Origin of the sequence: Serratia sp. CY81684, from assembly GCF_052166595.1 — a bacterium.
GTDB classification, from domain to species: domain Bacteria; phylum Pseudomonadota; class Gammaproteobacteria; order Enterobacterales; family Enterobacteriaceae; genus Serratia; species Serratia nematodiphila.
This window is the reverse complement of record NZ_JBJNOO010000003.1, coordinates 418688-444320: the sequence shown is the minus strand read 5'-3', so window position 1 is coordinate 444320 and position 25633 is coordinate 418688. Positions and strand designations below refer to the sequence as shown.

General features: G+C 60.4%; 27 protein-coding genes. 7 read left to right on the top strand and 20 right to left on the bottom strand.

Annotated elements, in window-relative coordinates:
• The first annotated feature begins 82 nt into the window (after nucleotides 1–82).
• The gene (gene yfbR / locus ACJ8QF_RS09990; protein WP_197753384.1) at nucleotides 83–682 is read left to right on the top strand and encodes a 5'-deoxynucleotidase; all 600 of its coding nucleotides are present in this window, start codon (nucleotides 83–85) and stop codon (nucleotides 680–682) included.
• A 27-nt stretch (nucleotides 683–709) separates the two neighbouring features.
• On the opposite strand, the gene ACJ8QF_RS09985 is transcribed toward yfbR, so the two are convergent.
• The 4 genes from ACJ8QF_RS09985 to yfbV form a co-directional block, all read right to left on the bottom strand.
• Nucleotides 710–2560 (bottom strand): SLC13 family permease, encoded by a 1851-nt coding sequence (locus tag ACJ8QF_RS09985; RefSeq protein ID WP_071591449.1) that lies wholly within the window; start codon nucleotides 2558–2560, stop codon nucleotides 710–712.
• A 79-nt stretch (nucleotides 2561–2639) separates the two neighbouring features.
• Complete coding sequence (locus ACJ8QF_RS09980) at nucleotides 2640–3296, bottom strand: sugar phosphatase (protein WP_004936056.1); 657 nt, start codon at nucleotides 3294–3296, stop codon at nucleotides 2640–2642.
• Nucleotides 3297–3313: 17 nt separating this feature from the next.
• Nucleotides 3314–3808, bottom strand: a complete 495-nt coding sequence (locus ACJ8QF_RS09975; protein ID WP_004936059.1) for a YfbU family protein — start codon at nucleotides 3806–3808, stop codon at nucleotides 3314–3316.
• A 142-nt stretch (nucleotides 3809–3950) separates the two neighbouring features.
• Nucleotides 3951–4406 (bottom strand): terminus macrodomain insulation protein YfbV, encoded by a 456-nt coding sequence (gene yfbV, locus ACJ8QF_RS09970; protein WP_004936061.1) that lies wholly within the window; start codon nucleotides 4404–4406, stop codon nucleotides 3951–3953.
• A gap of 358 nt (nucleotides 4407–4764) precedes the next feature.
• On the opposite strand from yfbV, the gene ackA reads away from it, so the two are divergent.
• A complete protein-coding gene (gene ackA / locus ACJ8QF_RS09965) occupies nucleotides 4765–5967 on the top strand; it encodes an acetate kinase (RefSeq protein ID WP_004936063.1) in 1203 nt (400 codons plus the stop codon).
• A 74-nt stretch (nucleotides 5968–6041) separates the two neighbouring features.
• Complete coding sequence (gene pta, locus ACJ8QF_RS09960; RefSeq protein ID WP_004936066.1) at nucleotides 6042–8201, top strand: phosphate acetyltransferase; 2160 nt, start codon at nucleotides 6042–6044, stop codon at nucleotides 8199–8201.
• 63 nt (nucleotides 8202–8264) lie between these two features.
• Here pta and ACJ8QF_RS09955 read toward each other — a convergent pair whose 3' ends face one another.
• From ACJ8QF_RS09955 to ACJ8QF_RS09935, 5 genes are all read right to left on the bottom strand, one after another.
• Nucleotides 8265–9224, bottom strand: coding sequence for a transketolase family protein (locus tag ACJ8QF_RS09955; RefSeq protein ID WP_280631360.1), 960 nt, complete (start codon nucleotides 9222–9224; stop codon nucleotides 8265–8267).
• Nucleotides 9217–10068: a transketolase gene (locus ACJ8QF_RS09950; protein ID WP_004936071.1), complete on the bottom strand. Its 852-nt coding sequence runs from the start codon at nucleotides 10066–10068 to the stop codon at nucleotides 9217–9219. The genes ACJ8QF_RS09955 and ACJ8QF_RS09950 overlap by 8 nt, the downstream gene beginning before the upstream one ends.
• A gap of 13 nt (nucleotides 10069–10081) precedes the next feature.
• A complete protein-coding gene (locus ACJ8QF_RS09945) occupies nucleotides 10082–11461 on the bottom strand; it encodes a PTS ascorbate transporter subunit IIC (RefSeq protein ID WP_004936074.1) in 1380 nt (459 codons plus the stop codon).
• A gap of 23 nt (nucleotides 11462–11484) precedes the next feature.
• Nucleotides 11485–11766, bottom strand: coding sequence for a PTS sugar transporter subunit IIB (locus ACJ8QF_RS09940; protein ID WP_015378585.1), 282 nt, complete (start codon nucleotides 11764–11766; stop codon nucleotides 11485–11487).
• A gap of 92 nt (nucleotides 11767–11858) precedes the next feature.
• A complete protein-coding gene (locus tag ACJ8QF_RS09935) occupies nucleotides 11859–12302 on the bottom strand; it encodes a PTS sugar transporter subunit IIA (protein ID WP_021505562.1) in 444 nt (147 codons plus the stop codon).
• Nucleotides 12303–12612: 310 nt separating this feature from the next.
• Here ACJ8QF_RS09935 and ACJ8QF_RS09930 point away from each other — a divergent pair, with 310 nt between their 5' ends.
• Nucleotides 12613–13632 (top strand): LacI family DNA-binding transcriptional regulator, encoded by a 1020-nt coding sequence (locus tag ACJ8QF_RS09930; protein WP_004936083.1) that lies wholly within the window; start codon nucleotides 12613–12615, stop codon nucleotides 13630–13632.
• Nucleotides 13633–13686: 54 nt separating this feature from the next.
• Here the strand turns inward: ACJ8QF_RS09930 and yfcD are convergent, their stop codons facing one another.
• A complete protein-coding gene (gene yfcD, locus ACJ8QF_RS09925; RefSeq protein WP_442537491.1) occupies nucleotides 13687–14232 on the bottom strand; it encodes an NUDIX hydrolase YfcD in 546 nt (181 codons plus the stop codon).
• A 99-nt stretch (nucleotides 14233–14331) separates the two neighbouring features.
• Nucleotides 14332–14883, bottom strand: a complete 552-nt coding sequence (gene yfcE, locus ACJ8QF_RS09920) for a phosphodiesterase (RefSeq protein ID WP_442537490.1) — start codon at nucleotides 14881–14883, stop codon at nucleotides 14332–14334.
• A 233-nt stretch (nucleotides 14884–15116) separates the two neighbouring features.
• Between yfcE and yfcG the strand changes: the two genes are divergently transcribed.
• The 3 genes from yfcG to ACJ8QF_RS09905 all read left to right on the top strand — a co-directional run bounded on the left by yfcG (nucleotide 15117) and on the right by ACJ8QF_RS09905 (nucleotide 17160).
• Nucleotides 15117–15746: a GSH-dependent disulfide bond oxidoreductase gene (gene yfcG, locus ACJ8QF_RS09915; RefSeq protein WP_004936091.1), complete on the top strand. Its 630-nt coding sequence runs from the start codon at nucleotides 15117–15119 to the stop codon at nucleotides 15744–15746.
• A gap of 111 nt (nucleotides 15747–15857) precedes the next feature.
• Nucleotides 15858–16229 carry a dihydroneopterin triphosphate 2'-epimerase gene (gene folX, locus ACJ8QF_RS09910; RefSeq protein WP_004936094.1) on the top strand — a complete coding sequence of 124 codons (372 nt, stop codon included), beginning with the start codon at nucleotides 15858–15860 and terminating at the stop codon, nucleotides 16227–16229.
• 16 nt (nucleotides 16230–16245) lie between these two features.
• Nucleotides 16246–17160: a TIGR01777 family oxidoreductase gene (locus ACJ8QF_RS09905; protein WP_004936096.1), complete on the top strand. Its 915-nt coding sequence runs from the start codon at nucleotides 16246–16248 to the stop codon at nucleotides 17158–17160.
• 7 nt (nucleotides 17161–17167) lie between these two features.
• On the opposite strand, the gene hisP is transcribed toward ACJ8QF_RS09905, so the two are convergent.
• The 9 genes from hisP to folC form a co-directional block, all read right to left on the bottom strand.
• Nucleotides 17168–17941 carry a histidine ABC transporter ATP-binding protein HisP gene (hisP, locus tag ACJ8QF_RS09900; RefSeq protein WP_004936098.1) on the bottom strand — a complete coding sequence of 258 codons (774 nt, stop codon included), beginning with the start codon at nucleotides 17939–17941 and terminating at the stop codon, nucleotides 17168–17170.
• A gap of 20 nt (nucleotides 17942–17961) precedes the next feature.
• Nucleotides 17962–18666, bottom strand: coding sequence for an ABC transporter permease (locus ACJ8QF_RS09895; protein WP_004936100.1), 705 nt, complete (start codon nucleotides 18664–18666; stop codon nucleotides 17962–17964).
• Nucleotides 18663–19349 carry a histidine ABC transporter permease HisQ gene (locus ACJ8QF_RS09890; protein WP_004936105.1) on the bottom strand — a complete coding sequence of 229 codons (687 nt, stop codon included), beginning with the start codon at nucleotides 19347–19349 and terminating at the stop codon, nucleotides 18663–18665. Before ACJ8QF_RS09890 ends, ACJ8QF_RS09895 begins: the two co-directional genes overlap by 4 nt.
• Nucleotides 19350–19431: 82 nt before the next feature.
• The gene (hisJ, locus tag ACJ8QF_RS09885; protein ID WP_004936109.1) at nucleotides 19432–20214 is read right to left on the bottom strand and encodes a histidine ABC transporter substrate-binding protein HisJ; all 783 of its coding nucleotides are present in this window, start codon (nucleotides 20212–20214) and stop codon (nucleotides 19432–19434) included.
• Nucleotides 20215–20518: 304 nt separating this feature from the next.
• The gene (locus tag ACJ8QF_RS09880) at nucleotides 20519–21091 is read right to left on the bottom strand and encodes a UbiX family flavin prenyltransferase (protein WP_004936112.1); all 573 of its coding nucleotides are present in this window, start codon (nucleotides 21089–21091) and stop codon (nucleotides 20519–20521) included.
• Nucleotides 21092–21223: 132 nt separating this feature from the next.
• Entirely contained in the window at nucleotides 21224–22741 is a 1518-nt protein-coding gene (purF, locus tag ACJ8QF_RS09875; RefSeq protein ID WP_004936117.1) for an amidophosphoribosyltransferase, read from the bottom strand.
• Nucleotides 22742–22762: 21 nt separating this feature from the next.
• The gene (gene cvpA / locus ACJ8QF_RS09870; RefSeq protein ID WP_004936119.1) at nucleotides 22763–23263 is read right to left on the bottom strand and encodes a colicin V production protein; all 501 of its coding nucleotides are present in this window, start codon (nucleotides 23261–23263) and stop codon (nucleotides 22763–22765) included.
• 234 nt (nucleotides 23264–23497) lie between these two features.
• Nucleotides 23498–24235, bottom strand: a complete 738-nt coding sequence (dedD, locus tag ACJ8QF_RS09865; RefSeq protein WP_015378591.1) for a cell division protein DedD — start codon at nucleotides 24233–24235, stop codon at nucleotides 23498–23500.
• Nucleotides 24236–25501, bottom strand: coding sequence for a bifunctional tetrahydrofolate synthase/dihydrofolate synthase (gene folC, locus ACJ8QF_RS09860; RefSeq protein WP_033632498.1), 1266 nt, complete (start codon nucleotides 25499–25501; stop codon nucleotides 24236–24238).
• Nucleotides 25502–25633: the final 132 nt, after the last annotated feature.

Here is a 25633-nt window from a genome sequence, read left to right as displayed (position 1 = left end):
CGCCCTTCTCTCATTGCCCGGTTGCAAAATTCGCCGTCACTGCTTCACAATGGGGCCCTCACTTGCCGTTAAAGAGAGCACCATGAGCCAGAGCCATTTCTTCGCCCATCTGTCCCGCCTGAAACTGATCAACCGCTGGCCACTGATGCGCAACGTGCGTACCGAGAACGTCTCCGAACACAGTCTGCAGGTGGCCTTTGTCGCCCACGTATTGGCGGTGATCAAGAACCGCAAATTCAACGGCAATCTCAACGCCGACCGCGTTGCCCTGCTGGCGATGTACCACGACGCCAGCGAAGTGATCACCGGCGACATGCCGACGCCGATCAAGTACTACAATCCGCAGATCGCCCACGAGTACAAGAAGATCGAGAAGATCGCCCAGCAAAAGCTGCTGGACATGATCCCCGCTGAGCTGCGCAACGACTTCCGCACCATTCTCGATGAGCACTACTACAGCGAAGATGAAAAACAGGTGGTAAAGCAGGCGGACGCATTGTGCGCCTACCTGAAATGCCTGGAGGAGCTGTCCGCCGGCAACAACGAATTCACCCTGGCCAAGGCGCGGCTGGATAAAACCCTGGAGCAGCGCCGCAGCCCGGAAATGGACTACTTCATGGAGGTGTTCATTCCCAGCTTCAGCCTGTCGCTGGACGAAATCAGCCTCGACAGCTCGCTGTAACCCCGCCGGCGCAGCCTCGCTGCGCCGTTAAAAACCGTAGAGCCACGGCACCACAATCACGCTGACCGCCATCACCAACAGGGTGAACGGCACGCCGAGCCGCACGAAATCGCCGAACTTGTAATTGCCCGGCCCCAGCACCAGCGTATTGACCGGTGAAGAGACCGGCGTCATAAAGGCGGCGGACGCGGCGACGGCGATAATCATCGCGAACGGGTATGGCGAGACGCCCATTTCGCGCGCGGCGGCAATGGCGATCGGCGCCATCAGCACCGCCGTCGCGGTATTGGAAATAAACAGGCCGATGGTGGCGCACAAGACGAACAGGCACAGCAGCATCACGCGCGGCCCCGCGCCACCGGCGACGTCCATCAGCCCGCTGACGATCAGATCGACCCCGCCGGTCTTTTGCAGCGCCTGCGCGAACGGCATCATGCCGACGATCAAAATAATGCTCGGCCAATGGATCGATTTATAGGCGCTCTCCATGTCGATGCAGCGGAACTTGCCCATCAGCAAACAGGCGATCAGCGCCGCGATTGGGTTGGGGATTTCGTCGGTCAGCATCATCGCCACCATCAGCGCCAGACAAAACAGCGCGTGCGGCGCCTGCGTGATGGCCGGTGCCACTTCGTCCACCTCGGCCGGCAGATTGAGCACGATAAAGTCGTGGGTTTTGGCCTGCAGCTGACGGATCGCCTTCCAGTCGCCGATCACCAGCAAGATGTCGCCCAGTTCCAGCGGCTCGTCCACCAATTTGCCGCCCAGCGTCTCGCCGTGACGGCGGATACCCACCACGTTCAGATCGTAGCGGCTGCGGAACGCCGCTTCGCGCAGGCTTTTACCCAGCAGCGCCGAGTCCGGGATCAGCGAGACCTCCGCCATGCCGACGTTGCGCGACTGTTCAGAGAAGTAATCACCGCGCAGCACCATCGGCTCCAGCCGCTGTTCGCCGCAGAATTCGCGCAGATCGACCTGGCTGTCCGACATGTCGATCAAGAGGACGTCGCCCTCGCGCAGCTCGGTGCTGCCGGAGGCGCTGACCATCACCCGCCGGAAGCGTTTCCAGCGCTCGATGCCCACCACGTTGGCGCCATAGCGCGCACGCAGGTGCAGCTCGTCCAGCGAACGCCCGATCAGCGGCGAAGCGCTGCGGACAGCCAGCCGCCGCGCACGGCCGGTCAGCTTATAATCGCGGATAAGGTCACGGAAGGAGCGGCGCTGCCAGTCGTCGCCGGCTTTACCCGTGTCACTGCTGCCCAGCCAACGGCGGGCGATCAGCATGTAGCCGACACCCAGCGCCAGCACCGCCAGGCCGATCGGCGTCACGCTGAAGAAACCGAAACCATGGATGCCTTCGCGCACCAGTTCGCTGTTGACCACCATGTTGGGCGGCGTGGCCACCAGCGTCATCATGCCGCTGATAAGCCCGGCGAAACTGAGCGGCATCATCAGCCGCCCCGGCGCGATCTTCATTCTCGCCGTCACGCTGAGCACCACTGGGATAAAAATCGCCACCACGCCGGTCGAGCTCATAAATGCCCCCAGCCCGGCGACCGTCACCATCAGCAGCATCAACATTTTGGTTTCGCTGCTGCCGGCGACTTTGACCAGCCAGTCGCCCACCTGATAAGCCACGCCAGTGCGCACCAGCCCTTCGCCGATAACGAACAGCGCGGCGATCAAAATCACGTTGGGATCGCTGAAACCGACCGTCGCCTCCTGCAGGCTGAGCGTGCCGCTCAGCACGAAAGCGATGATCACCAACAGCGCCACCACGTCCATACGCAGCTTGTTGGTGGTAAACAGCACGATGGCAATCAGCAGTAAACTCAGCACCCACAGTAATTCGCTGTTCAAAACGGCCTCATCCGGCAAATGTCCAAAGGCCTAAAAAATAGCATAAAAAAACCCCGCCGAGGCGGGGTCTAATCAATTAGGGTGAAGATAATGCCACTCAGGCCAGCCGGCGAACGATCGCGCCCTGCGCCGTTTTATCGACGGCGATCTGCGCCAGCGAATCCAGCCGCAGGTCGACCTGCTCCAGCTTCGGCGCATCGGCCGGGGCGTTGACCGCAATCACCTGGCAACCCGCCGCCAGGCCGGAGAGAATGCCGGCCGGTGCGTCTTCGACCACCACGCACTCGTGCGGCGCCAGGCCCAGACGCTCGGCGCCCAGCAGATAGGCGTCGGGCTGCGGCTTGCCATGTTTAACCTGCTCGGCGGTGATAAACACCGCCGGCTGCGGCAAGCCGCCGGCCTGGCGGCGAGCGCCCGCCACCGGCACCGAACCGGAGGTGACGATCGCCCAAGGGATGCCGAGCGCGTTCAGGCGCTCCAGCAATGCAATGGCGCCCGGCAGCGCGCGAACGCCGTCGGTATCCTGCGCTTCCACCTGCTCCAGCAATTGGAATTCACGCTGAATTTCCGCTTCGCTTTCGCCCGGCATAAAGTGGCGCAGAGAAGTAATGGCCTGTTTACCGTGAATGAAGTCCAGCACCGCTTGCGGGTCGACGCCGCGGCGCTCGGCCCAGTGCGTCCAGGCGCGCTCTACCGCCGGCAGCGAATCCACCAGGGTGCCATCAAGATCGAACAGAAAACCCTTACACTCCACAGAAAACCTCTTCTTAATCAAGCATTGATGATTTGCGCTATCTCAACGGCGCTCAAGTGATACTGGCGCGGGCAGGCCTGCCAAATCGCCAGCATACGCTGATATTTTTCCCACATTTTGGTTTGGGCGTTAAAACCGTGGCTGCCGGAATCAAAGTGAGTATAGCGCCCCTCGGTGCTGACCAGGAAACGCACGTAACTCAGGTAGCGCGCCTCGGTCGCGGCATCGAAACCGAGAAACGCCAGGCGGCGCTCGTCCAGATCCTGCTTCTCTTTCAGGTTGCCCCAGGAAACCTGCAGCGCATGATGCATCTCCATCACGTTGATGATGGTGCGGCACACCTCTTCGCTCAGTTCGCCGAAGTCGCGATCCAGCTCGCGCATTTGCAAACCGAAGCCGCGTTCGACGATGGTTTGCAACCGGCGATAACGATCGCCGTTGTCCGGATCGAGCAGGGTCATCATCTTGTACTGATTCGACAGGATCAGCCGCTGGGCGTTGGTCATTTCCATCAGGATTTCCTCATTTCTGTGTGATGGCGGGAGCATCGCACAGCGCAAGAACGCAGGAAATCACAACTCGACCGTTCTTTGATTTAAACCGGGGTTATTGCCGCTTAGACGAAAAAGGCCGCACAGCGCGGCCTTTTTTCATTTACAGATCGTCGAGGAAGGTTTTGTCCAGCTGCTTGAAGGCACGCTTGAGCAAATCAGCCAACGTCTGATAGGTCGGCGTGCCTTCGAGCGGCGCCACCGCCTGCCCGGCTTCCGTCAGCTTGTTGCGCACCTCATGGAACCATTGCAGCAGCGTCGGCGGCAGCGGCGTGACCGAACGGCGCCCCAGCCACCACAAGCCCTGCATCGGCAGGCTGCAAGCGAACAGCGCGGTGGCGATCGCCGGGCCGAGCTGGCCGCCGAGCGCGATCTGCCAGGTCAGCGTGAAAATCGCCAACGGCGGCATGAAACGAATAGCGAAACGGGTGGCACGCGCAACGCGGTTCTCCGGAAAGACCGGTGCCAGACGTTTGTCTGACGGCCAGGTTTTCATATAATGCTGCCCGCGCTGGAAGACCTGAAACCAGCTTACGGAACCGGACGGTTTGCTCGTCATTGCGTACCTCAACGTCACGTAAAGAAACTAAAAGCGTGCTGCCAGAGACCATACTAAAAAATTTGAAGCTTTAAATTTATTTTGTGTTTGCACCGGGCTATCGGTATCCTAAGCCGGCCTTGTGGCCGGTAGAAGATGACGTAAATTTTGTCAACTTTTAGCCCTATAAAAATCAAGATTATTTAAACCGCAGAGAAATCATCGGTTTTTCCATCATCCTGTGATTTGTGCACTTCACATGATGTTAATCATAAATGTCATCGGCACTATGCGCTACGCTTGTTGTCTGATTGACGATTAATTCACCACGTGTGTTCGATTTTCTTTTAACAACACGACTATTTAAGTAGGTACTTCCATGTCGAGTAAGCTAGTACTGGTTCTTAACTGCGGCAGTTCTTCTCTGAAATTCGCCATCATCGATGCCGTTAACGGCGACGAATTCCTCTCCGGTTTGGCCGAGTGTTTCCACCTGCCTGAAGCTCGCATCAAGTGGAAAATGGACGGCGCCAAACACGAAGCTGCCCTGGGGGCCGGCGCTGCACACAGCGAAGCGCTGAACTTCATTGTTAATACTATTCTGGCACAAAAACCAGAGCTTTCCGCGCAGCTGACCGCCATCGGCCACCGCATCGTGCACGGCGGCGAGAAGTTCACCGCCTCCGCCGTGATCAACGACGAAGTTCTGCAGGGTATCAAAGATTCCGTGCCGTTTGCACCACTGCACAACCCAGCTCACCTGATCGGCATCGCGGAAGCGCTGAAATCCTTCCCTCACCTGGCTGACAAGAACGTTGCCGTGTTCGACACCGCGTTCCACCAGACCATGCCGGAAGAATCTTACCTGTACGCCCTGCCGTACAGCCTGTATCGCGACCACGGCGTTCGCCGCTACGGCGCACACGGCACCAGCCACTTCTACGTGACTCAGGAAGCCGCGAAGATGCTGAACAAGCCGGTGGAAGAAGTGAACGTGATCACTTGCCACCTGGGCAACGGCGGTTCCGTCACCGCAGTGCGCAACGGCCAGTGCGTTGACACCTCCATGGGTCTGACCCCGCTGGAAGGCCTGGTAATGGGCACCCGCAGCGGTGACATCGATCCGGCTATCATCTTCCACCTGCACGATTCTCTGGGCATGAGCGTTGATCAGATCAACAAGATGCTGACCAAAGAATCCGGTCTGCTGGGCCTGACCGAAGTCACCAGCGACTGCCGTTACGTTGAAGACAACTACGACAGCAAAGCCGACGCCAAACGCGCCATGGACGTGTTCTGCCACCGTCTGGCCAAATACGTCGGCGCCTACAGCGCGCTGATGGAAGGCCGTCTGGACGCGGTGATCTTCACCGGCGGCATCGGCGAGAACGCCGGCATGGTGCGTGAGCTGACCCTGAACAAACTGGGCCTGCTGGGCTTCGAAATCGACCACGACCGCAACATGGCCGCTCGCTTCGGCAAATCCGGCGCCATCACCAAAGACGGCAGCCGCCTGGCGCTGGTGATCCCGACCAACGAAGAGTTGGTCATCGCGCAGGACGCATCCCGCCTGACCGCGTAATGCTCTCAAAACACCGTCAGCCCAGGCTGACGGTGTTGTTTTAGCCTCATGTTAATCGTGAAGAGGACTATTCTGTGTCACGTACTATTATGTTGATCCCCACCGGCACCAGCGTCGGCCTGACCAGCGTCAGCCTGGGTGTCATCCGCTCCATGGAGCAAAAAGGCGTTCGTCTGAGCGTGTTCAAACCTATCGCTCAACCGCGCACCGGCGACAACGCACTCGACCAGACCACCACCATCATCCGCAGCAACTCCACCATCCCGGCGGCCGAACCGCTGCGCATGGATTACGTTGAGGGCCTGCTGAGCTCCAACCAGCAAGACGTGCTGATGGAAGAGATCGTGGCGCGCTACCACGAGAACACCAAAGACGCGGAAGTGGTGCTGATCGAAGGCCTGGTGCCGACCCGCAAACACCAGTTCGCCAACGCGCTGAACTACGAGATCGCCAAAACCCTGAACGCCGAGATCGTCTTCGTGCTGGCGCTGGGCAACGACTCCCCGGCGCAGCTGAAAGAGCGCATCGAACTGGCGCGCACCAGCTTCGGCGGCAGCAAGAACAAAAACATCACCGGCGTGATCATCAACAAGCTGAACGCACCGGTCGACGATCAGGGCCGCACCCGTCCTGACCTGTCCGAAATCTTCGACGACTCCACCAAGGCCAGCATCGCCCATGTCGATCCTGCGCAGCTGTTCGCCAACAGCCCGCTGCCGGTTCTGGGCTGCGTGCCGTGGAGCTTCGATCTGATCGCCACCCGCGCCATCGACATGGCTCGCCACCTGAAGGCCCGCGTGGTCAACGAAGGCGACATCATGACCCGCCGCGTGAAGTCCGTGACCTTCTGTGCGCGCAGCATTCCGCACATGCTGGAACACTTCCGCCCAGGCTCCCTGCTGGTGACCTCCGCAGACCGTCCTGACGTACTGGTCTCCGCCTGCCTGGCGGCGATGAACGGCGTGGAAATCGGCGCTATCCTGCTGACCGGCGGCTACGCCATCGACGAGCCGATCAAGAAGCTGTGCGAACGCGCCTTCCAGACCGGCCTGCCGGTGTTCATGGTCGACACCAACACCTGGCAGACCTCGCTGAGCCTGCAGAGCTTCAACCTCGAAGTGCCGGCGGACGACCACCAGCGCATCGAGAAAGTGCAGAACTACGTGGCCAGCCACATCAGCACCGAGTGGATCGATTCGCTGACCGCCACCTCCGAGCGTTCACGCCGCCTGTCTCCACCGGCGTTCCGTTACGAGCTGACCGAACTGGCGCGTAAAGCCGGCAAGCGCATCGTGCTGCCGGAAGGCGACGAGCCGCGCACCGTGAAAGCGGCGGCCATCTGTGCCGAACGCGGCATCGCGGAATGCGTGCTGCTCGGCAACCCGGACGAGATCCAGCGCGTCGCGGCGGCGCAAGGCGTTGAGCTGGGCAAAGGCATCGAAATCGTCGATCCGGTCGCCGTGCGTGAAAACTACGTGCCGCGTCTGGTTGAGCTGCGCAAGAGCAAGGGCATGACCGAAGTGGTCGCGCGCGAGCAGCTGGAAGACAACGTGGTGCTCGGCACCCTGATGCTGGAACAAGGCGAAGTCGACGGTCTGGTCTCCGGCGCGGTTCACACCACCGCCAACACCATCCGTCCGCCGTTGCAGCTGATCAAAACCGCGCCGGGCAGCTCGCTGGTATCCTCCGTGTTCTTCATGCTGCTGCCTGACCAGGTACTGGTCTACGGCGACTGCGCGATCAACCCGGATCCGACCGCCGAGCAGCTGTCTGAAATCGCCATCCAGTCTGCGGATTCCGCCGCCGCCTTCGGCATCGAGCCGCGCGTAGCGATGATCTCCTACTCCACCGGCAACTCCGGTGCGGGCAGCGACGTCGAGAAAGTGCGCGAAGCGACCCGTCTGGCGCAGGAAAAACGCCCGGACCTGATCATCGACGGCCCGCTGCAGTACGACGCCGCCATCATGGCCGACGTTGCCAAATCCAAGGCGCCGAACTCACCGGTGGCCGGCCAGGCGACCGTGTTCATCTTCCCGGATCTGAACACCGGCAACACCACCTACAAAGCGGTACAGCGTTCCGCTGACCTGGTCTCCATCGGGCCGATGCTGCAAGGCATGCGCAAGCCGGTGAACGACCTGTCGCGCGGCGCACTGGTTGACGATATCGTCTACACCGTTGCGCTGACGGCGATCCAGTCTTCCCAGGCTGACGCTGCCGCCGCCAAGGCCTGATATTCTTCAGGTTGAGCGATAAAAAAGCGCCGGTCATTGACCGGCGCTTTTCTTTTGCGTTCCCTAACGCGCCAGCAACTGCCCGGCGGCCTCCAGAATATGTTCGGCGGTTAGGCCGTACTCCTGCTGTAAAAACGCCTGAGTGCCCACCTGGCCGTAACGCTCCTTCACCCCCACGCGCCGCATCGGCGTCGGGCACTCCTCCGCCAACACCTCCGCCACCGCCGATCCCAGCCCGTTATGAATGCTGTGGTTTTCACAGGTGACGATGCGTCCGGTCTTGGCCGCGTAGGTTGTGATCAGTTCACGGTCGATAGGCTTGAGGGTGAACATATCGATCACCGCCGCGCTGACGCCCTGCCGCGCCAGCATCTCCGCCGCCTTCAGCGCCTCCGCCACCATGATGCCGTTGGCGATCAGCGTGATATCGTCACCGTCGCGCAGCAGGTTGCCCTTGCCGATGGTAAAGCGCGAGCCTTCCTGGTAGATGCGCGTCGCCTGCTTGCGGATGGTACGCACCCAGTAGAAGCCGCGCAGATCCATCAGCTGGCGCAGAACGTCGGCGAACATGGTGGCGTCGGTCACCTCCAGAACCACCGAATGCGCCAGCCCGCGCACGATGCCCATGTCTTCGAACGACATGTGGGTGCCGCCGTTGTGGCAGGCGCTCACCCCCGCGTCGGAGGCGATCACCTTGACGTTGTTGCGCTGGTAATCCAGCGACATGAACAGCTGATCGAAACAGCGGCGGCTGGCGAAGGCGGTGAAGGTGTGCACGAACGGCACCCGGCCGGTCAGCGACAGCCCGGCGGCGACACCGATCACGTTGGCCTCCATGATGCCGCAGTTGATCACGTGCTGCGGGTGATCCTGGTGCACGCCGTCCATCGCCATCGAGCTCATCAAATCCGCCTCCAGCGCGATGATCGGCGCGCCCGCCTCAATCTGCCGCCGCACCGCGCCGGCGTAAACTTTGCGCATTTCGACGGTGTCGTTTTCCAACTTCGTCACTACGTTAAACATGGGCGGCCTCCAGTTCGGCGATGGCTTTTTCGATCTCCAGCTGCACGTCCGGCGTCAGGCGCAGGTGGTGTGAGTTCGACAGGTTTTCCAGATAGGTCACGCCCTGTCCCTTGATGCTGTCGAGCACGATCGCCAGCGGCCGCTGTTCACCGCCGCGCGCCGGCGCTACCGCCGCCAGCAGCGCCGCGATGTCGTCGCCCTTGACAGTCTGCACCTCAAAGCCGAAGGCGCGGAACTTGGCGGCCAGATCGAACGGTTGGATCACCTCGTCCAGCGCGCCGTCCAGCTGTTGCTTGTTGTAATCGATGAACAGCGTCAGGTTGTTCAGGTTGTGGTGGGCGATAAACTGGAACGCCTCCCAGCACTGTCCTTCGTTCAGCTCCCCGTCGCCGAGGATGCTGAACACCCGGTTGCGCCGCCCCGCCAGCCGATGGGATAACGCCATGCCGGCGGCGATCGACACGCCCTGCCCCAGTGAGCCGGTGGTGGCGTCCACGCCGCGCGTACGCAGCCGGTCCGGGTGGCTCGGCAGGCGCGTGCCGTTCTGGTTGAGGGTCTTCAGCTCCGCCAGCGGGAAGTAGCCCTTGATCGCCAGCGTGCTGTACAACGCCGGGCCGGCGTGCCCTTTCGACAGCACAAAGTCATCGCGCTCCGGCCAGTCCGGATCCGCCGGATCGATACGCATCACGCCGCCGTACAGCACCGCCAGCGTCTCCACCACCGACATGCAGCCGCCATAGTGGCCGAAGCCCAGCCCGGTCAGCGCTTTCAGCGTTTCCAGGCGGATCGCGCGCGCCAGGGCACGCAGCTCTTCAATCTCCGTTTCGCTCGTTGTGTCGTTCATCAGTCTGCCCTCGTTATTTCTCGACGCGGTCAGCGGCCGGCGCGCCTTTGCGTTTTCCCAGGAAGTTATGCGCCACCAGCAGCGCGAACACGGCGACGATCGCCAGCATGATCATCTCCTTCGACATAAAGCGCGCCATATTGCCCAGCAGGATGCCGATCGCGCCGAAGTCGGCGTCGGAGAAGGTGGTGTTGGCAAAACCCAGCGCCCCCAACACCGGCAGCAGCAGCACCGGCAGGAAGGTGATCAGCAGCCCATTGGCAAAGGCGCCCAGCATCGCGCCGCGCCGCCCGCCGGTCGCGTTGCCGAACACCCCGGCGGTAGCGCCGGTGAAGAAATGCGGCACCACGCCGGGCAGGATCAGCACCATCTTCAGTTGCCCCAGCAGGAACAGCCCGGCCAACCCGCCAAGGAAGCTGAACAGGAAGCCGATCAGCACCGCGTTGGGGGCATAGGGATAAACCACCGGGCAATCCAACGCCGGCCGCGCGTTAGGCACCAGTTTTTCCGAGAAGCCGGTGAACGCCGGCACGATCTCCGCCAGAATCAAGCGCACGCCCTGCAGAATGATGAACACCCCGGCGGCGAAGGTGATGGCCTGGATAATCGAATACACCAGGTAGTTCTGGCCGCCGCTGAGCTCGCTTTCCACATAGGCCCGCCCGGCGCAGATCGCCAGGATCAGGTAGATGACGATCATGGTCATCGAGATCGAAATGGAACTGTCGCGCAGGAAGCTGAGATTTTTCGGCAGGTTCATCTCCTCGGTTGAGCGCGAATTTTTGCCCACCTTCGAGCCGATCCAGCCGGACAACACATAGCCCAGGGTGCCAAAGTGGCCGAAAGCGATATCGTCGTTGCCGGTGATGCGGCGCATATAGCGCTGGGCAATCGCCGGGAAGAACGCCATCACCAGCCCCAGGGTCAACGCGCCGGTAAACACCAGCTGCACGCCCTCGAAGCCTGCCACCGTCAGGATGATGCCGATCATGCAGGCCATGTAGAAGGTGTGGTGGCCGGTGAGGAAGATGTATTTCAGCCGGGTGAAGCGCGCCACCACGATGTTTGCCACCATGCCAAACGCCATGATCAAGGCGGTGGAAGCGCCGTATTTCTCCAACGCGATAGAGACGATCGCTTCGTTGTTCGGAATGATGCCCTGAATATTAAACGCGTGTTCGAACATGCCGCCCAACGGATTGAGCGACCCGACCAATACCGTGGCGCCGCCGCCCAAAACGATAAAGCCGAGAATGGTTTTTACCGTGCCTTTCACCACGTCGGAAAAGGATTTCTTTTGCGCCAGCAAACCGATCAGCGCAATAAGCCCGACCAGCACCGAAGGCACCTTTAATATATCCACCACAAACTTGAGCGTTTCCTGGATAAACATATCCACCTCGCCAATCGTTTTATTCAGAGGATTGAGTGGGCTTCGAAGTAAGCGCGCAGCTTGGCTTCCAGCTCATTGATGTCGATGATGTTGCTGATCACCACCAGCTGCTCGGCCGGCACGCTGGCGCTGTCGGCAATGTCTTTCGCCATCACGAACACGTCGGCCGCGCCGGGAGTGGCGGACGACAGATCGGAGTGTTCAACCTCGGCCTCCACCCCCATCTTTTTCAGCACCTTTTTAATGTTCATTTCCACCATAAAGCTGCTGCCGAGACCTGAACCGCAAATCGCCATGATTTTCATGATATCCACCTGTTGAATTTAGCGTGTAGGGTAGCGCCGCCGGTCATATTCCCGGCGTTGTTAGCATTAATAATGTTCCTGGTGATTAAACGTTAATAGCGGGCGATAATATCCTCGATTTGCCGTTTATCTTTGGCGTGAAATAACGCCTCCATGGCCTGGTTATCGGAAAATAATTCCGCCAGTTGCGAAATCAATTCGATGTGGCTGTTGCCGTCGGGTGCGGAAAGCATCACCACCACCTGAACCGGATCGTTATCCGCGGAATGAAAGTTCACCCCCTGATGGATCTTCAACAGCGATAACCCCAGCGCGCTGGCGCCTTCCTCCGGCCGGGCGTGTGGCATGGCGATGCCCGGCGCCAGGACAAAGTAAGGGCCGAGCTTCTCCTGCTGATGAAAGATGGCCGTCAGGTAATTCGGCGTAATCACACCGTCTTGCAGCAGCGGCTGCGCGCTCAGCGTTACCGCCTGGCGCCAGTCCTCCACCCGTTCGCACAGCTGTATATGATCGGCGGTCAGCCACTCTTTCAGCACGTTACCCTCCCGAGAGTCGATGATTGCGGCCGGTGATTAATTCACCGGCGACGGTAAAACTTTAATCAACCCCTCCTGGCCACACAGTGATGGATATCACAAAGATAGCGCTACCAAAGCGCTATCATGCAGATCTGTGATAGCGCTATCAAAACGCCGTGCTGCGGTATGACGTTAACCACAATTTTTTCTCGCTCTTTCGGGTAACGGGGTAGAATGTGCCGCATACGGGGATCGTCGAAGCCGCGCCGTCGGCTTCCCACCCTCACCATTTTTATGCGCCGCGCGCGCATTTCAGTCGGGATTTGGCATGTCGATCGGTAAAAAACGACGCAGCACGGGCAGGGTGACGTTGGCTGATGTAGCGCAGCTGGCGGGCGTCGGCACCATGACGGTGTCGCGCGCGCTGCGCACGCCGGAGCAGGTTTCAGACAAACTGCGCGAGAAGATTGAAGCCGCGGTGAGCGAGTTGGGGTATCTGCCCAACCTGGCCGCCAGTTCGCTGGCGTCGGCCTCCTCTTACACCATCGCCATGGTGGTGCCCAGCCTGTCCGAATCCGGCTGCGCCGAGATGTTCGCCGGGCTGCAGAAAGTGCTGCAGCCCGCCGGCTATCACATCATGCTGGCGGAGTCGCAGCACCACCTGGAACGCGAGGAGAAACTGCTGGAGACCCTGCTCTCTTACAACCTGGCGGCGGCGGTGCTGCTCAGCGTCGAGCATTCGCAAAATGCCCGCAACGCGTTGATCGCCGCCAACATTCCGGTGGTGGAGATCGGCGCCGTGCGCGCCGATCCGATCGACATGAGTATCGGCATCGATTACGTGGCGGCCATGTATCAGCTGACGCAAACGGTGATCGCCAGCGGCTATCAGAACATCGGGCTGCTGTGCGCCAATCAGGAACAGTGGATTTTCCAGCAGCACCTGCAGGGCTGGCACAAGGCGCTGCTGCGCAACCATATGTCGCCGCATCGGGTGATCAACGCCGCGCAGCCCGCCAGCTTCAGCACCGGCGCGCAGCAGCTGCCGGAATTCTTGCTGGCCTGGCCGGAGCTGGACGCGCTGGTGTGCGCCTCGGACGAACTGGCGGGCGGCGCGCTGTATGAATGCCAGCGGCGGCGCATCAAGGTGCCGGACAATCTGGCGGTGGTGGGATTCGGCAACAGCGAGTTCAGCCGGGTGTGCCAGCCGCCGCTGACCACCATGACCATTCCGCATCGCGATATCGGTATTCAGGCCGGCCAGGCGCTGCTGGCGCGGCTGAACGAGCAACCCTGGCAGCCGGCAGGTTCCCTGCCCGCCACGCTGTGCCGCCGCGACAGCTGCTGAATCCGCGCCATAAAAAAAGCCGGTCGATGACCGGCTTTCTCACGCGTTGGCGTCTCAGTGGTTGTCGAGCGGCTTACCGTAATCCTGCTCGTTGTTGCGCGTCAGCCACAGCGACAGCGCCTTCAGCGAATCCGGGGTAAATTCGTCGCAGCGCGCGGTGATCTCTTCCGGCGTCAGCCAGCACACCTCGGCCACTTCTTCTTCCTGCAGCGCGAACGGGCCGTGGGACACGCAGCTGAACAGCGCGCCCCACACCCGGCACTGCTCTTCTTCGAAGTAGAACAGACCGTGTTCGGCGAAAGGAACGCCGGCGATGCCCAGCTCCTCTTCCGCCTCGCGGCGCGCCGAGTCCAGCACGTTTTCACCGCTTTGCACTACGCCACCCGCCGTCGCGTCCAGCCAGCCCGGGTAGAAGTCCTTGTTCTCGGTGCGACGCTGCACCAGAATTTTTCCCATCCCATCATGCACCACAATATAGGTAGCACGATGACGCAGCCGCTCCGCCCGCATCTGTTGACGACTGGATTGCGCAATCACCTCGTTTTGCTCGTCGACGATATCAACCCATTCGGTATCTGCAGCCTGACCCTGTTCCGCCATCCTCTAAAACCTTCTATTTTGGCGCGATGCATCCCGCGCGCTGGTTAATCAATGAGTGTTTTTCAAAGATTTTTATTGTGTGTGTATAAATTAGTGCGTTTAGCGTGTTAACGCCACCTCCGCGACGACCTTGCCGTCGTCGAGCGCCAGCACGCGCAAAGTGCCCCGATCCAACATGCCGTAGCTGGCCGGAAAACCCCCTTTCGGGATGCTGACCGAGCCCGGATTGAAGTAATAGATCTCACCCTGCCGCTCCGCCTGCGGCAGATGCGTATGGCCGTAGGCCAGGACGTCACCGCGGGATAACGGCGGCAGTGCCGAGGGATGATAAAGGTGACCGTGGGTCAAAAACAATCGTCTTTTTTGCAGTACAACCTGTTGCCAGGGCGCCTCGATAGGGAACGTCAGCAGCATCTGATCGACCTCGCTGTCGCAATTGCCGCGAACGGCGATGATCTTGTCGCTATAGCGATTCAATCGTTCGGCAACCTGAGCGGGCTGATACCCGGCCGGCAGCGCGTTGCGCGGGCCGTGATTCAGCAAATCGCCCAGAAGAATCAGCCAGTCGGCGCCCTGTTGTGCGAACAATTCCAGCACGCGTTCGGTAGCCGGCAGCGATCCATGGATATCCGAGGCGAACATCAGCTTCATAACCTTGTCCTATAGAGGGAAATAAGCGCCATTTTACCGCGCCGGCGCCGTGCGGCAAACCGCCGCCCGCTCCGGTGGAGAATTGTGATCCAACTGCGCAGATAGCATCGGACGAATCCCACATAGCCTGCTATCCTTAGCTGCTATTGTTGGATCTCTGATATACCTTTGTGCGCGGCGAAGACCGCAGCAACGTGTAATGAATTACAGATCACCTTACCGCAGGAGGCAACATGATTGACCTGTATTACGCGCCTACTCCCAATGGTCACAAGATCACCTTGTTTCTGGAAGAGGTCGGCTTGCCCTACCGTATCCATCGCGTAAACATCAGCGCCGGCGAGCAGTTCAAACCGGACTTTCTGAGCATTTCTCCCAACAACAAAATCCCGGCGATTGTCGATCAGCAACCGGTGGACGGCGGCGCGCCAATCAGCCTGTTCGAGTCCGGGGAAATCCTGCTGTATCTGGCGGAGAAGACCGGCAAGCTGCTGAGCAAGGGCCTGCGCGAACGCGCCGCCACCCTGCAGTGGCTGTTCTGGCAGGTGGCCGGGTTCGGGCCGATGCTCGGGCAGAATCACCACTTTAACCACTACGCGCCGCAGCCGGTGCCTTACGCCATCGAGCGTTACCATCTGGAAACCAAACGGCTGTACGGCGTGCTGGACGCTGAACTGCAAAAACACCCGTACCTGGGCGGCGATAACTACAGCATCGCCGATATCGCCACCTACCCGTGGGTGGTGTCGCATCCGCGCCAGCGCATCGATCTGGCAGATTACCCGGCGGTGCGCAACTGGTTCGAGCGCATCAGCAACCGCCCGGCGACCGAGCGCGCCTACAAACTGGCCGAACAAGCCTAATCGCCTCCTCCGACTCCCCGTCGGCCGGGGAGTCACATCGTCCTCACGTTATCATTTCCTTACTTTCCGTGTATTCTGAACGCTAATAATCAGACCTATGGAGAATCTCTGATGTCTTTCAGTCAACCCGACGCCGTTATTCGCATTAAAAATCTGCGGCTGCGCACGTTCATCGGTATCAAGGAAGAGGAAATCAACAACCGGCAGGACGTTCTGATCAACGTGGTGATCCACTACCCGGCGGACAAGGCGCGCAACAGCGAAGACATCGCCGACGCGCTCAACTACCGCACCATCACCAAAGCGATCATCCGCCATGTGGAAGATAACCGTTTCGCGTTGCTGGAAAAATTAACGCAGGATGTGCTCGACATCGTAAAAGAACACGCCTGGGTAACCTATGCTGAAGTGGAGATAGATAAACTTCTGGCTCTGCGCTACGCCGATTCGGTCTCCATGACCATGAGCTACCGCCGGGGCTAACTCAGGGAGGTAGACCATGCGGATCCTGATCACCGGCGCAACGGGATTGATAGGCAGCAGCCTGACGGCAAGACTGCTGGCGCTTTCTCACCACATTACGGTACTGACCCGCGACGAGCGGCGCGCCCGAGCCAAACTGGGCGACCGGCCGAGCTATTGGCAAACGCTGGACGACCGGCAGTCGCTGGATGACTTCGACGCGGTGATCAACCTGGCCGGCGAACCTATCGCCGACAAGCGCTGGAGCGCGCAGCAGAAAGAGCGCCTGTGCCGCAGCCGCTGGGATCTGACCGAACGCCTGGCACAGCTGATCAAAGCCGGCAGCACACCGCCCGGCGTGCTGATTTCCGGTTCCGCCGTCGGCTACTACGGCGATCAGGGGCAGGCGGTGGTCACCGAAGAGGAGCCGCCGCACGACGAATTCACCCACCAGCTGTGCCAGCGCTGGGAAACGCTGGCGCTGCAGGCGCAGAGCGACGCCACCCGCGTCTGCCTGCTGCGCACCGGCGTGGTGCTGGCGCCACAGGGCGGCGCGCTGGCCAAAATGCTGCCGCCGTTCCGCTTCGGGCTCGGCGGCCCGATCGGCGACGGCCGCCAATATCTGCCGTGGATCCATCTCGACGACATGGTCAACGGCATTATTTATCTGCTGGATCACGCCACGCTGACCGGCCCGTTCAACATGGTCGCCCCCTACCCGGTGCATAACGAACAGTTCGCCGCCCAATTGGCCAACGTGCTCGATCGCCCGGCGTTTCTGCGGGTGCCGGCATTCGTCATGCGTTTGTTGATGGGGGAAGCGGCGGTGCTGGTACTCGGCGGCCAGCGGGCGGTGCCGAAGCGCCTGGAAGAAGCCGGCTTCCACTTCCGCTATCTGGAGTTGGAACAGGCGTTGGATGACGTTGTCAATCAGCGGGCCGAAGCCCGCTGATCTGAGGTTACTTCAACGCGCCGGACAGGAACTGCTGCAGGCGCGGGCTTTTGGGGTTGCCGAACAGCTCGGCCGGCGGCCCCTGTTCTTCAATCAACCCTTTGTGCAGGAAGATCACGTGGTTGGAAACGTGGCGCGCAAACTCCATTTCGTGCGTCACCACCACCATGGTTTTTCCCTCCTCCGCCAACTTCTGCATGATGCGCAGCACCTCGCCCACCAGTTCGGGATCCAGCGCCGACGTCGGTTCGTCAAACAGCAGCACCTCCGGCTCCATCGCCAATGCGCGGGCGATAGAGACGCGCTGCTGCTGGCCGCCCGACAGGTGCACCGGGTATTTTCCGCGCGCCCGCTCGTCGATGCCCACTTTGTCCAGGTAGCGCACCGCGCGCTCGTGCGCGTCGGCCTTGCTCAGCCCCAACACCTGCACCGGCGCTTCCATCACGTTCTCCAGCACCGTCATGTGGCTCCACAGGTTAAAGTGCTGGAATACCATGGTCAGGCGGGTACGCAACAGCTGCAGCTGCTTCTTATCGAATACCTTCAGCTGGCCGTCCTTGTCGCGCACCATGCGAATATCTTCGTTGTTCAGACTGATCGAACCTTCGCTCGGCTTCTCAAGGAAGTTGATGCAGCGCAGAAAGGTGCTTTTGCCGGAGCCGGAGGAGCCGATGATGCTGATCACATCCCCGGCGTTGGCCGCCAGCGAGACGCCCTTTAGCACTTCGTGGTCGCCATAGCGTTTGTGCAGTTCCGTGACGGCTAATTTATTCTCAGACATGGTTTTCTTCCCGTCATTTATCAGTGACTAACGTGTGCCATCCAGCGTTTCTCAGCCTTGCGGAACAGGCTGATTAACACGTAGGAGATGATCAGATACAGCACCGCCGCGATGCCGAAGGCGTAGAACGGCTGATAGGTCGCGGCGTTGATGTCGCGCGCGATCTTCAGCAGATCCGGCACGGTGGCGGTAAACGCCAGCGCGGTGGAATGCAGCATCAGGATCACCTCGTTGCTGTAAGCCGGCAGCGCGGTGCGCAGTGCCGAAGGTAAAATGATGCAGCGGTACATCTTGAAGCGCGAGAAACCGTAGGCGTTGGCGGCCTCGATTTCACCGTGCGGCACCGAGCGGATCGCCCCGGCGAAGATCTCGGTGGTATAGGCGCAGGTGTTGAGCGTCAGCGCCAGGATGGTGCAGTTGAGCCCGCTGCGGAAAAACGCATTGAGAAACTCGCTGCCGCGCACGATCTCAAGGCTGTACATGCCGGAGTAGAACACCAGCAGCTGCACGTACAGCGGCGTACCGCGAAACACATAGGTGTAGAGCCACACCGGGAAACGCACCCAGCGAAGGGAAGACACGCGCGCCACCGCCATCGGGATCGCCAGCAGCCCGCCCATCACCACCGAGGCGATCAGCAGCCACAGCGTGATCGCCACGCCGGTGAAGCGGTAGCCGTCGCTCCACAGCAGCGACTGCCAATACTGTTGCAGGATCTCAATCATAGCTCGGCCCTCTTGACGCCCAGTGAGTAACGCCGTTCAAGCCACAGCAGCACGCCGTTGGAAACGGTAGTGAAGACCAGATACACCACGCCGGCCACGATGGCGAAGAAGAACGGCTGATAGGTGCCTTTCCCCGCCAGCTGAGTGGCTTTGACCACGTCGTTTAGGCCAAGGATCGACACCAGCGCCGTCGCCTTCAGGATCACCTGCCAGTTGTTGCCGATGCCCGGCAGGGCAAAACGCATCATCGCCGGGAACAGAATGCGCCGGAAGATCTGCACGCCGCTGAAGCCGTAGGCCGTCGCCGCTTCGATCTGCCCTTTCGGCACCGCCAGATAAGCGCCGCGGAAGGTCTCGGTAAAATAAGCGCCGTAGATAAAGCCGAGGGTTATGATGCCGGCACCGAGCGGATCGATATCGATCTGCGCGAAGCCCAGCAGCGTGGTGATATTGTTCAGCGCGATTTGCAGACCGTAAAAGATCAGCAGCATCAGCACCAGATCGGGCACGCCGCGGATCAGCGTGGTATAGGCGCCGAACAGGCCGGAGATAAAGGGGTTATGAGACAGTTTGCCACCGGCGCCGATCAGGCCGATCACCACCGCCAGCAGCACGGAACTGAGGGCCAGCTCCAGCGTCACCAGAGCCCCCTCGAAAATCAGTTGGGAATAGCCTTGCAGCATCTACTTCACCCTGTGGTCTAGGATCCGAACCATCGGGGCCGGCACGCCGGCCCCGCAGTCACAGCATGGAACGGTAAGCGGATTACCCGCCGTAGACGTCAAAGTCGAAGTACTTTTTCGCGTATTTGTCGTAGGTGCCGTCTTTGCGCATCTCGGCGAAGGCTTTGTCCAGCGCCGCTTTCAGCTCGGTATCGGTCTTGCGCAGCCCCATGCCGGTGCCGACGCCGAAGAACTTGTCATCCTTCACCGATTCGCCGGCGAACGCATAGTCTTTGCCCGGCGGCTGTTTCAGGAAGCCGTCGCTGCCCGCCACTTCATCCTGGAAGGCGGCATCGATACGGCCGGAAGCCAAATCGGCGTAAACCAGATCCTGGTTCTGGTAAGGCACGACGGTGATGCCCTTCGGCTGCCACATGGCGTTGGCGTAGGCTTCCTGGGTAGTGCCCTGCAACACGCCCACGCTCTTGCCTTTCAGGGCGTCCACGGTAGGCAACAGCTTGGATCCTTTCGGCGCGATCAGACGCGCGTTGGCGGCATACAGCTTGTCGGTAAAGGCGATTTCCTGCTGGCGTTTTTCGGTGATGGACAGCGAAGAGATGATGGCGTCGATTTTCTTCGCCTTGAGGGATGGGATCAGCGCGTCGAAGTCGCTCTCCACGAAGGTGCATTGGGTATTGATGCGTTTGCACAGCTCTTTGGCCAAATCGATGTCAAAGCCAACCAATTCGCCTTTGGCGTTTTTGGATTCAAACGGTGCGTAAGTCGGATCGGTGCCAATCTTCAGCGTGGAAGGAATGGCGGCAAAGGCGCTGCTGGCGGCGCTCAAAGCCAGAACTAACGGCAAAATCAAAACCCGCTTTTTCATAAATTACCCTCAAATTGATTTTTTTGATGCCACTACGGGCATTACTTTTCCCCACCAAATCAATTTGCAGTAATCGTGCCACATTAGGTGCTACGGGCGGAGGGAACGGCTCCGGCCTTCACAATACTGTTTCCTGGGACGATAACCGCAAAATTAAATCGGCCGCTCGGGGCCGCGCCACTGGCAGCCGCGATAAGGCGGCGCCATGAAACAGTGAACGTGATGAAGTGGGATCATTATGGTGCATGCGCCGCCCTAATTCAGTGCGGTGTTGCACAAATGTACCAATTTGGGGATGAAAATGTTAATCAGCACCCTGCCAGCGGGTGAACAGATCGGCCGGCAGTTCGATATCAAACTGATCGATCACCCGATTGACGGTCTGATCGATGATGTCTTCCACGCTTTTCGGCTGGTGGTAAAACGCCGGCACCGGCGGCATGATCACCGCCCCCATCTCCGCCGCCTGCGTCATCAGCCGCAGGTGCCCAAGGTGCAGCGGCGTTTCCCGCACGCACAGCACCAAACGGCGGCGCTCTTTGAGCACCACGTCGGCGGCGCGGGTCAGCAGCCCGTCGCTGTAGCTGTTGACGATGCCGGACAGGGTTTTGATCGAACATGGCAGGATCGCCATACCCAGGGTTTTGAAAGAGCCGGAGGAGATGGCGGCGGCGATATCGCGCGCATCGTGCACCACGTCGGCCAGCGCCTGCACTTCACGCAGGCTGTACGGCGTTTCCAGCGCCAGCGTCTGCCGTGCAGCGTTGCTCATCACCAGATGGGTTTCCACCTCTGCGACGTCGCGCAAAACCTGTAACAGGCGCACGCCGTAGATAGCGCCGCTGGCGCCGGAAATGCCGATGATGAGTCGTTTCATGGAAAATGGCCTCTGCCGTAAAAAGTAAGATCAGGCAGACTTTGCCGCAATGGCGAGGGATAAGCAAGTTCACAGGAGCAAGGCGCACCGCCGCAGACGCGGCGATGCCCCCTGATGGATCAACGCAGGCGGTTAGCCTTCGTTATGCAGTTCCAGATTTTCCGCTTCGGTTTGTCCCCGCAGCGCCTTGGCGTCGTCGCTGCGCAGCGACTCCAGGTATTCCAGATAGCTTTGATCGACGTCTTTGGTCACGTAGATGCCGTTGAACACCGAGCATTCGAACTGGGTGATGTCCGGGTTCTCTTCGCGCACCGCTTCGATCAGATCGTCCAGGTCCTGGAAGATCAGCCCGTCGGCGCCGATGATCTGGCGGATTTCATCCACTTCACGCCCGTGGGCGATCAGTTCGTTGGCGCTCGGCATGTCGATGCCGTAGACGTTAGGGAAACGCACTTCCGGCGCGGCGGAAGCCAGATAGACGCGCTTGGCGCCCGCTTCGCGCGCCATTTCGACGATCTGCTCCGAGGTGGTGCCGCGCACGATGGAGTCATCCACCAGCAGCACGTTCTTGTCGCGGAATTCGGCGCGGTTGGCGTTCAGCTTGCGGCGCACCGACTGACGACGCGCCTGCTGGCCCGGCATGATAAAGGTGCGGCCGACGTAGCGGTTCTTCACAAAGCCCTGGCGGTAGGGCTTCTCGAGAATACGCGCGATCTCCAGCGCGATGTCGCAGGAGGTTTCAGGGATCGGGATCACCACGTCGATGTCCAGATCTTCCCATTCGCGGGCGATCTTCTCACCCAGCTTCTGGCCCATGCGCACGCGGGCGCTGTAGACCGAGATCTTGTCCATAAAGGAGTCCGGGCGAGCGAAATAGACGTATTCGAACAGGCACGGGTTGGTTTTCGGGTTCTCTGCGCACTGGCGGGTGAACAGCTGGCCCTTGGTGGTGATGTACACCGCTTCGCCCGGCGCCACGTCGCGCAGGAACTCAAAGCCCAGGGTATCCAGCGCCACGCTCTCGGAAGCCACCATGTACTCGCTGCGGCCATCCTCCAGCGTGCGCTTGCCGATCACCAGCGGGCGAATGCCGTTCGGATCGCGGAACGCCAGCAGGCCATGGCCGATGATCATCGCCACGCAGGCGTAAGCGCCGCGCAGTTGCTGATGCATGGCGGCGACCGCGGTAAAGATGTTGTCGGCCTCCAGCGGGTAGTGCGGGAAGCGATCCAGCTCGCTGGCCAGCACGTTCAGCAGGATTTCCGAGTCGGAGGTGGTGTTGACATGGCGGCGGCCGCTTTCGAACAGCTTTTGGCGCAGCTCATGGGCGTTGGTCAGGTTGCCGTTGTGGGCCAGCGTAATGCCGAACGGCGAGTTGACGTAGAAAGGCTGGGCCTCAGAGGCGCTCGAGCTGCCGGCCGTCGGGTAACGCACATGGCCAATGCCCATGTTGCCCTGCAAGCGTTGCATATGGCGCGCCTCAAACACATCTTTCACCAGGCCGTTGGCTTTACGCAAACGGAACCCGTTGTGGGCGTCAATGGTGACGATGCCTGCGGCATCCTGGCCACGGTGCTGAAGCACCGTCAGCGCATCATAAATCGACTGGTTTACCGGCATGAAACCGGCGATACCGACAATACCGCACATGTTGTCTTTTCCTCATCAGCGCTACCGCCCCGGCAATTGGGTCGGCAAGAAACTCGACGTGCTCTGCAGGTAGTCAAAGAACCACCTGATGACGTAACTGAACTGGGGAATGAGCTGCGACTGTTTCCAGTCGGCACTCTGTGAAAAGCCGGTAAAGGTATCCAGGAAGAACAGGATCGCTGCGACGATCAATACTCCGCGCAGCGCGCCGAAGCAGATGCCCAACACCCGGTCGGTGCCCGACAGCCCGGTTTTCTCTACCAGTGAGCTAATCACATAGTTAACAATAGCCCCTACGATCAAGGTCGCGATGAACAAAATCGCGATCGCGATGCCGTTTCGCACCAGTTCATCTTCAAAACGAGTGAAATAGACCGCAAGGTAAGAGTAGAAATGGCTGGCAACAAAAAACGCACATCCCCATGTCACAAGTGACAATGCTTCGCGAACAAACCCTCGGATCAGGCTCACCAGAGCCGAAAATCCAATCACCGCTATAATGACGTAATCAATCCAGACCATGAACTATTCCAATGATGAATCGCCCCTGCATCCAATTCGCGGCGAATTCTAACAGAAAAAGAAAACGTTTGCGTAGGGGATTTCCTACCACGTTACAAATAAAAAGCGGCGATCAAAAAATTCCCAATCGCCGCGCCTACATAGGTGATTTCGCCTGTAAAAGGCGCGGTTTTTCTCGCTTTCTCTCCACCACTCCTTAATTCAGGGGCGCATCGTGCTGCGCCCCTGCGGGGTTTAACGGCCGTACGGCTTCACCTGCCCGCTCAGCCCGCTGATCGAGTTCAGCGACGGCAGCGCCGCCTGCAGCTTCTGCTTGGAGGCATCCGGGCCGACGTAGATGCGGGTGATCTGCCCCTGCACCGGCGTTGACGGCACGGTAAAGGCGCGATAGCCCGAGAGGCGCAGCGAGGCCACAATCTCGTTCGCCTTGGCGGCATTTTTCAACGCCCCGAGCTGCACGACGTAGGCTTGCCCGGCCGGCGCTTTTTCTTCCGCCGGTTTCGGCTGCGGCGTCGGTTCAGGTTTCGGCGTCGGCTCCGGCTTCGGTACCGGCTTCACTTCCACCGGTTTCGGTTGCGGCGCCGGTTTCGGTTTCACTTCCACCGGTTTGGTTTCTACCGGTTTCGGCTTGGGCTGCGGCACCGGCTGAGGACGCGTCTCGACCGGCGGCGGCGCCACCTGCGCCGGCTGCTGAGCACCTTGCCGCACCGCCTGTTGCGCCGCCGCTTCATTGGCCGCCTGCTGTTCGACCAGCGCGCCCGCCCCTTCCGGCGGCTGCGCCGGCAACGGTTGCGTCACCGGTGGCAGCACGTCGTTCTCTTCGACGTCGCCCGCCTTCGGCACCAACGGAATGGCCGCGAATTCATCCTCGTAATGCTTCTTTTTACCGTCCAGCAACCCTGGCAGGATGATCACCCCCAGCGCCACCAGAATCACGGTTCCGACCAGTCGGTTCTGAAATTTACTCGCCACTCACACTCCCCGCATCTCGTCTGACGCCGCCATCACCTGCGCCACGGTGTGGAACGATCCACAGACGATCACAATATCCTGTTTATCAGCATCCTGCATAGCCTGCCGCCAGGCAGTTTCGACATCATTAAAGCGGCGCGGTTCCGTCAGATGTTGCGCCAGCTGTTCGACGCTGGCGCCGCGCGGCCCGTCGAGCGGCGCGCAGTACCATTCATCCACCTGCTCGCTGAGGCAGGCCAGCGTGCCGGCGATATCCTTGTCCGACAGCATGCCCACCACCGCGCGCACCTTGCCGCCGTTGCGCGGCAGTTTGGCCAGACGCCCGGCCAGGTAGCCGGCGGCGTGCGGATTGTGCGCCACATCGAGGATCAGCGTCGGCTCACGCCGCACGATCTGGAAGCGCCCCGGCAGCGTCGCCTGCTGCAGCCCGGTGAAAATCGCGCGTTCGTCGATTTCCAGCGGAGAACAGTTGAGCGCCGCCAGCGCGGTAGCGGCGTTGGCCAGCGGTACGTTCGGCGTCGGCAGATCGGTCAGCAGCGTGTCGCCGCCCTGCCACTGCCAGCGATCACCCTGCTCGCTGAAGCGCCAGGCTTCGCCGCGGCGAGACAGCGGCGCGCCCAGCGTTTCGGCAACCTGGCGAATGCTGTCCGGCATGTCGGGTTCACCGACCACCGCCGGTTTGCCGCTGCGAAAAATACCGGCCTTTTCACGGCCGATGCTTTCGCGATCGTTGCCCAGCCAGTCGGTGTGATCGAGCGCAATACTGGTGATCACCGCCACGCTCGGATCGACGATGTTAGTGGCGTCGAGGCGCCCGCCCAGGCCCACTTCCAGGATCACCACGTCGAGCCGCGCCTGTTTGAACAGCTGCAGCGCCGACAGGGTGCCAAATTCGAAATAGGTCAGCGACGTTTCGCCGCGGCCGGCTTCAATGGCGGCGAACGAGCGGCTGTGCTCCGCTTCGCTCAGCTCTTCCCCCTGAATGCGCACGCGTTCGGTATAGCGCACCAGATGCGGCGAACTGTAGACGCCGACGCGCAGGCCGGCGGCCAGCAGAATAGCTTCAAGGGTGCGACAGGTGGTGCCTTTGCCGTTGGTGCCGGCAACGGTGAACACCGTGGGTGCGGGGGTCAGTAAATCCAGATGCGCCGCGACGCGCTGTACGCGCTCAAGGCCGAGTTCGATCGCCTGGCTGTGCAGACGTTCCAGATAATAAAGCCACGAGCTCAATGGCGACGTGGCTTGGGGAATTTGGTGGTTTTGCATGAGTCCCATCACTGAACTTGGGTTCATTAATCCATCAGGGCACCACCCTCACCGCGGTAAAGGCGATGCGCTTCGTGACTGCCGCCAGCCTGCCAACCGCAGCGGATAGGCTACGGCCGGCGGAGAGCGGGC

Bases quoted from the DNA above. Each gene is read 5' to 3' on its own strand.
- folX (WP_004936094.1), top strand. From the start codon at position 15,858: ATGTCTTTCAGTCAACCCGACGCCGTTATTCGCATTAAAAATCTGCGG.
- ACJ8QF_RS09945 (WP_004936074.1), bottom strand. From the start codon at position 11,461: ATGTTTATCCAGGAAACGCTCAAGTTTGTGGTGGATATATTAAAGGTG.
- yfbV (WP_004936061.1), bottom strand. From the start codon at position 4,406: ATGACGAGCAAACCGTCCGGTTCCGTAAGCTGGTTTCAGGTCTTCCAG.
- purF (WP_004936117.1), bottom strand. From the start codon at position 22,741: ATGTGCGGTATTGTCGGTATCGCCGGTTTCATGCCGGTAAACCAGTCG.
- ACJ8QF_RS09950 (WP_004936071.1), bottom strand. From the start codon at position 10,068: ATGAACGACACAACGAGCGAAACGGAGATTGAAGAGCTGCGTGCCCTG.
- ackA (WP_004936063.1), top strand. From the start codon at position 4,765: ATGTCGAGTAAGCTAGTACTGGTTCTTAACTGCGGCAGTTCTTCTCTG.
- ACJ8QF_RS09975 (WP_004936059.1), bottom strand. From the start codon at position 3,808: ATGGAAATGACCAACGCCCAGCGGCTGATCCTGTCGAATCAGTACAAG.
- cvpA (WP_004936119.1), bottom strand. From the start codon at position 23,263: ATGGTCTGGATTGATTACGTCATTATAGCGGTGATTGGATTTTCGGCT.
- folC (WP_033632498.1), bottom strand. From the start codon at position 25,501: ATGCAAAACCACCAAATTCCCCAAGCCACGTCGCCATTGAGCTCGTGG.
- ACJ8QF_RS09895 (WP_004936100.1), bottom strand. From the start codon at position 18,666: ATGATTGAGATCCTGCAACAGTATTGGCAGTCGCTGCTGTGGAGCGAC.
- yfbR (WP_197753384.1), top strand. From the start codon at position 83: ATGAGCCAGAGCCATTTCTTCGCCCATCTGTCCCGCCTGAAACTGATC.
- yfcD (WP_442537491.1), bottom strand. From the start codon at position 14,232: ATGGCGGAACAGGGTCAGGCTGCAGATACCGAATGGGTTGATATCGTC.
- ACJ8QF_RS09940 (WP_015378585.1), bottom strand. From the start codon at position 11,766: ATGAAAATCATGGCGATTTGCGGTTCAGGTCTCGGCAGCAGCTTTATG.
- ACJ8QF_RS09905 (WP_004936096.1), top strand. From the start codon at position 16,246: ATGCGGATCCTGATCACCGGCGCAACGGGATTGATAGGCAGCAGCCTG.
- ACJ8QF_RS09930 (WP_004936083.1), top strand. From the start codon at position 12,613: ATGTCGATCGGTAAAAAACGACGCAGCACGGGCAGGGTGACGTTGGCT.
- hisJ (WP_004936109.1), bottom strand. From the start codon at position 20,214: ATGAAAAAGCGGGTTTTGATTTTGCCGTTAGTTCTGGCTTTGAGCGCC.
- yfcE (WP_442537490.1), bottom strand. From the start codon at position 14,883: ATGAAGCTGATGTTCGCCTCGGATATCCATGGATCGCTGCCGGCTACC.
- ACJ8QF_RS09955 (WP_280631360.1), bottom strand. From the start codon at position 9,224: ATGTTTAACGTAGTGACGAAGTTGGAAAACGACACCGTCGAAATGCGC.
- ACJ8QF_RS09880 (WP_004936112.1), bottom strand. From the start codon at position 21,091: ATGAAACGACTCATCATCGGCATTTCCGGCGCCAGCGGCGCTATCTAC.
- ACJ8QF_RS09890 (WP_004936105.1), bottom strand. From the start codon at position 19,349: ATGCTGCAAGGCTATTCCCAACTGATTTTCGAGGGGGCTCTGGTGACG.
- hisP (WP_004936098.1), bottom strand. From the start codon at position 17,941: ATGTCTGAGAATAAATTAGCCGTCACGGAACTGCACAAACGCTATGGC.
- yfcG (WP_004936091.1), top strand. From the start codon at position 15,117: ATGATTGACCTGTATTACGCGCCTACTCCCAATGGTCACAAGATCACC.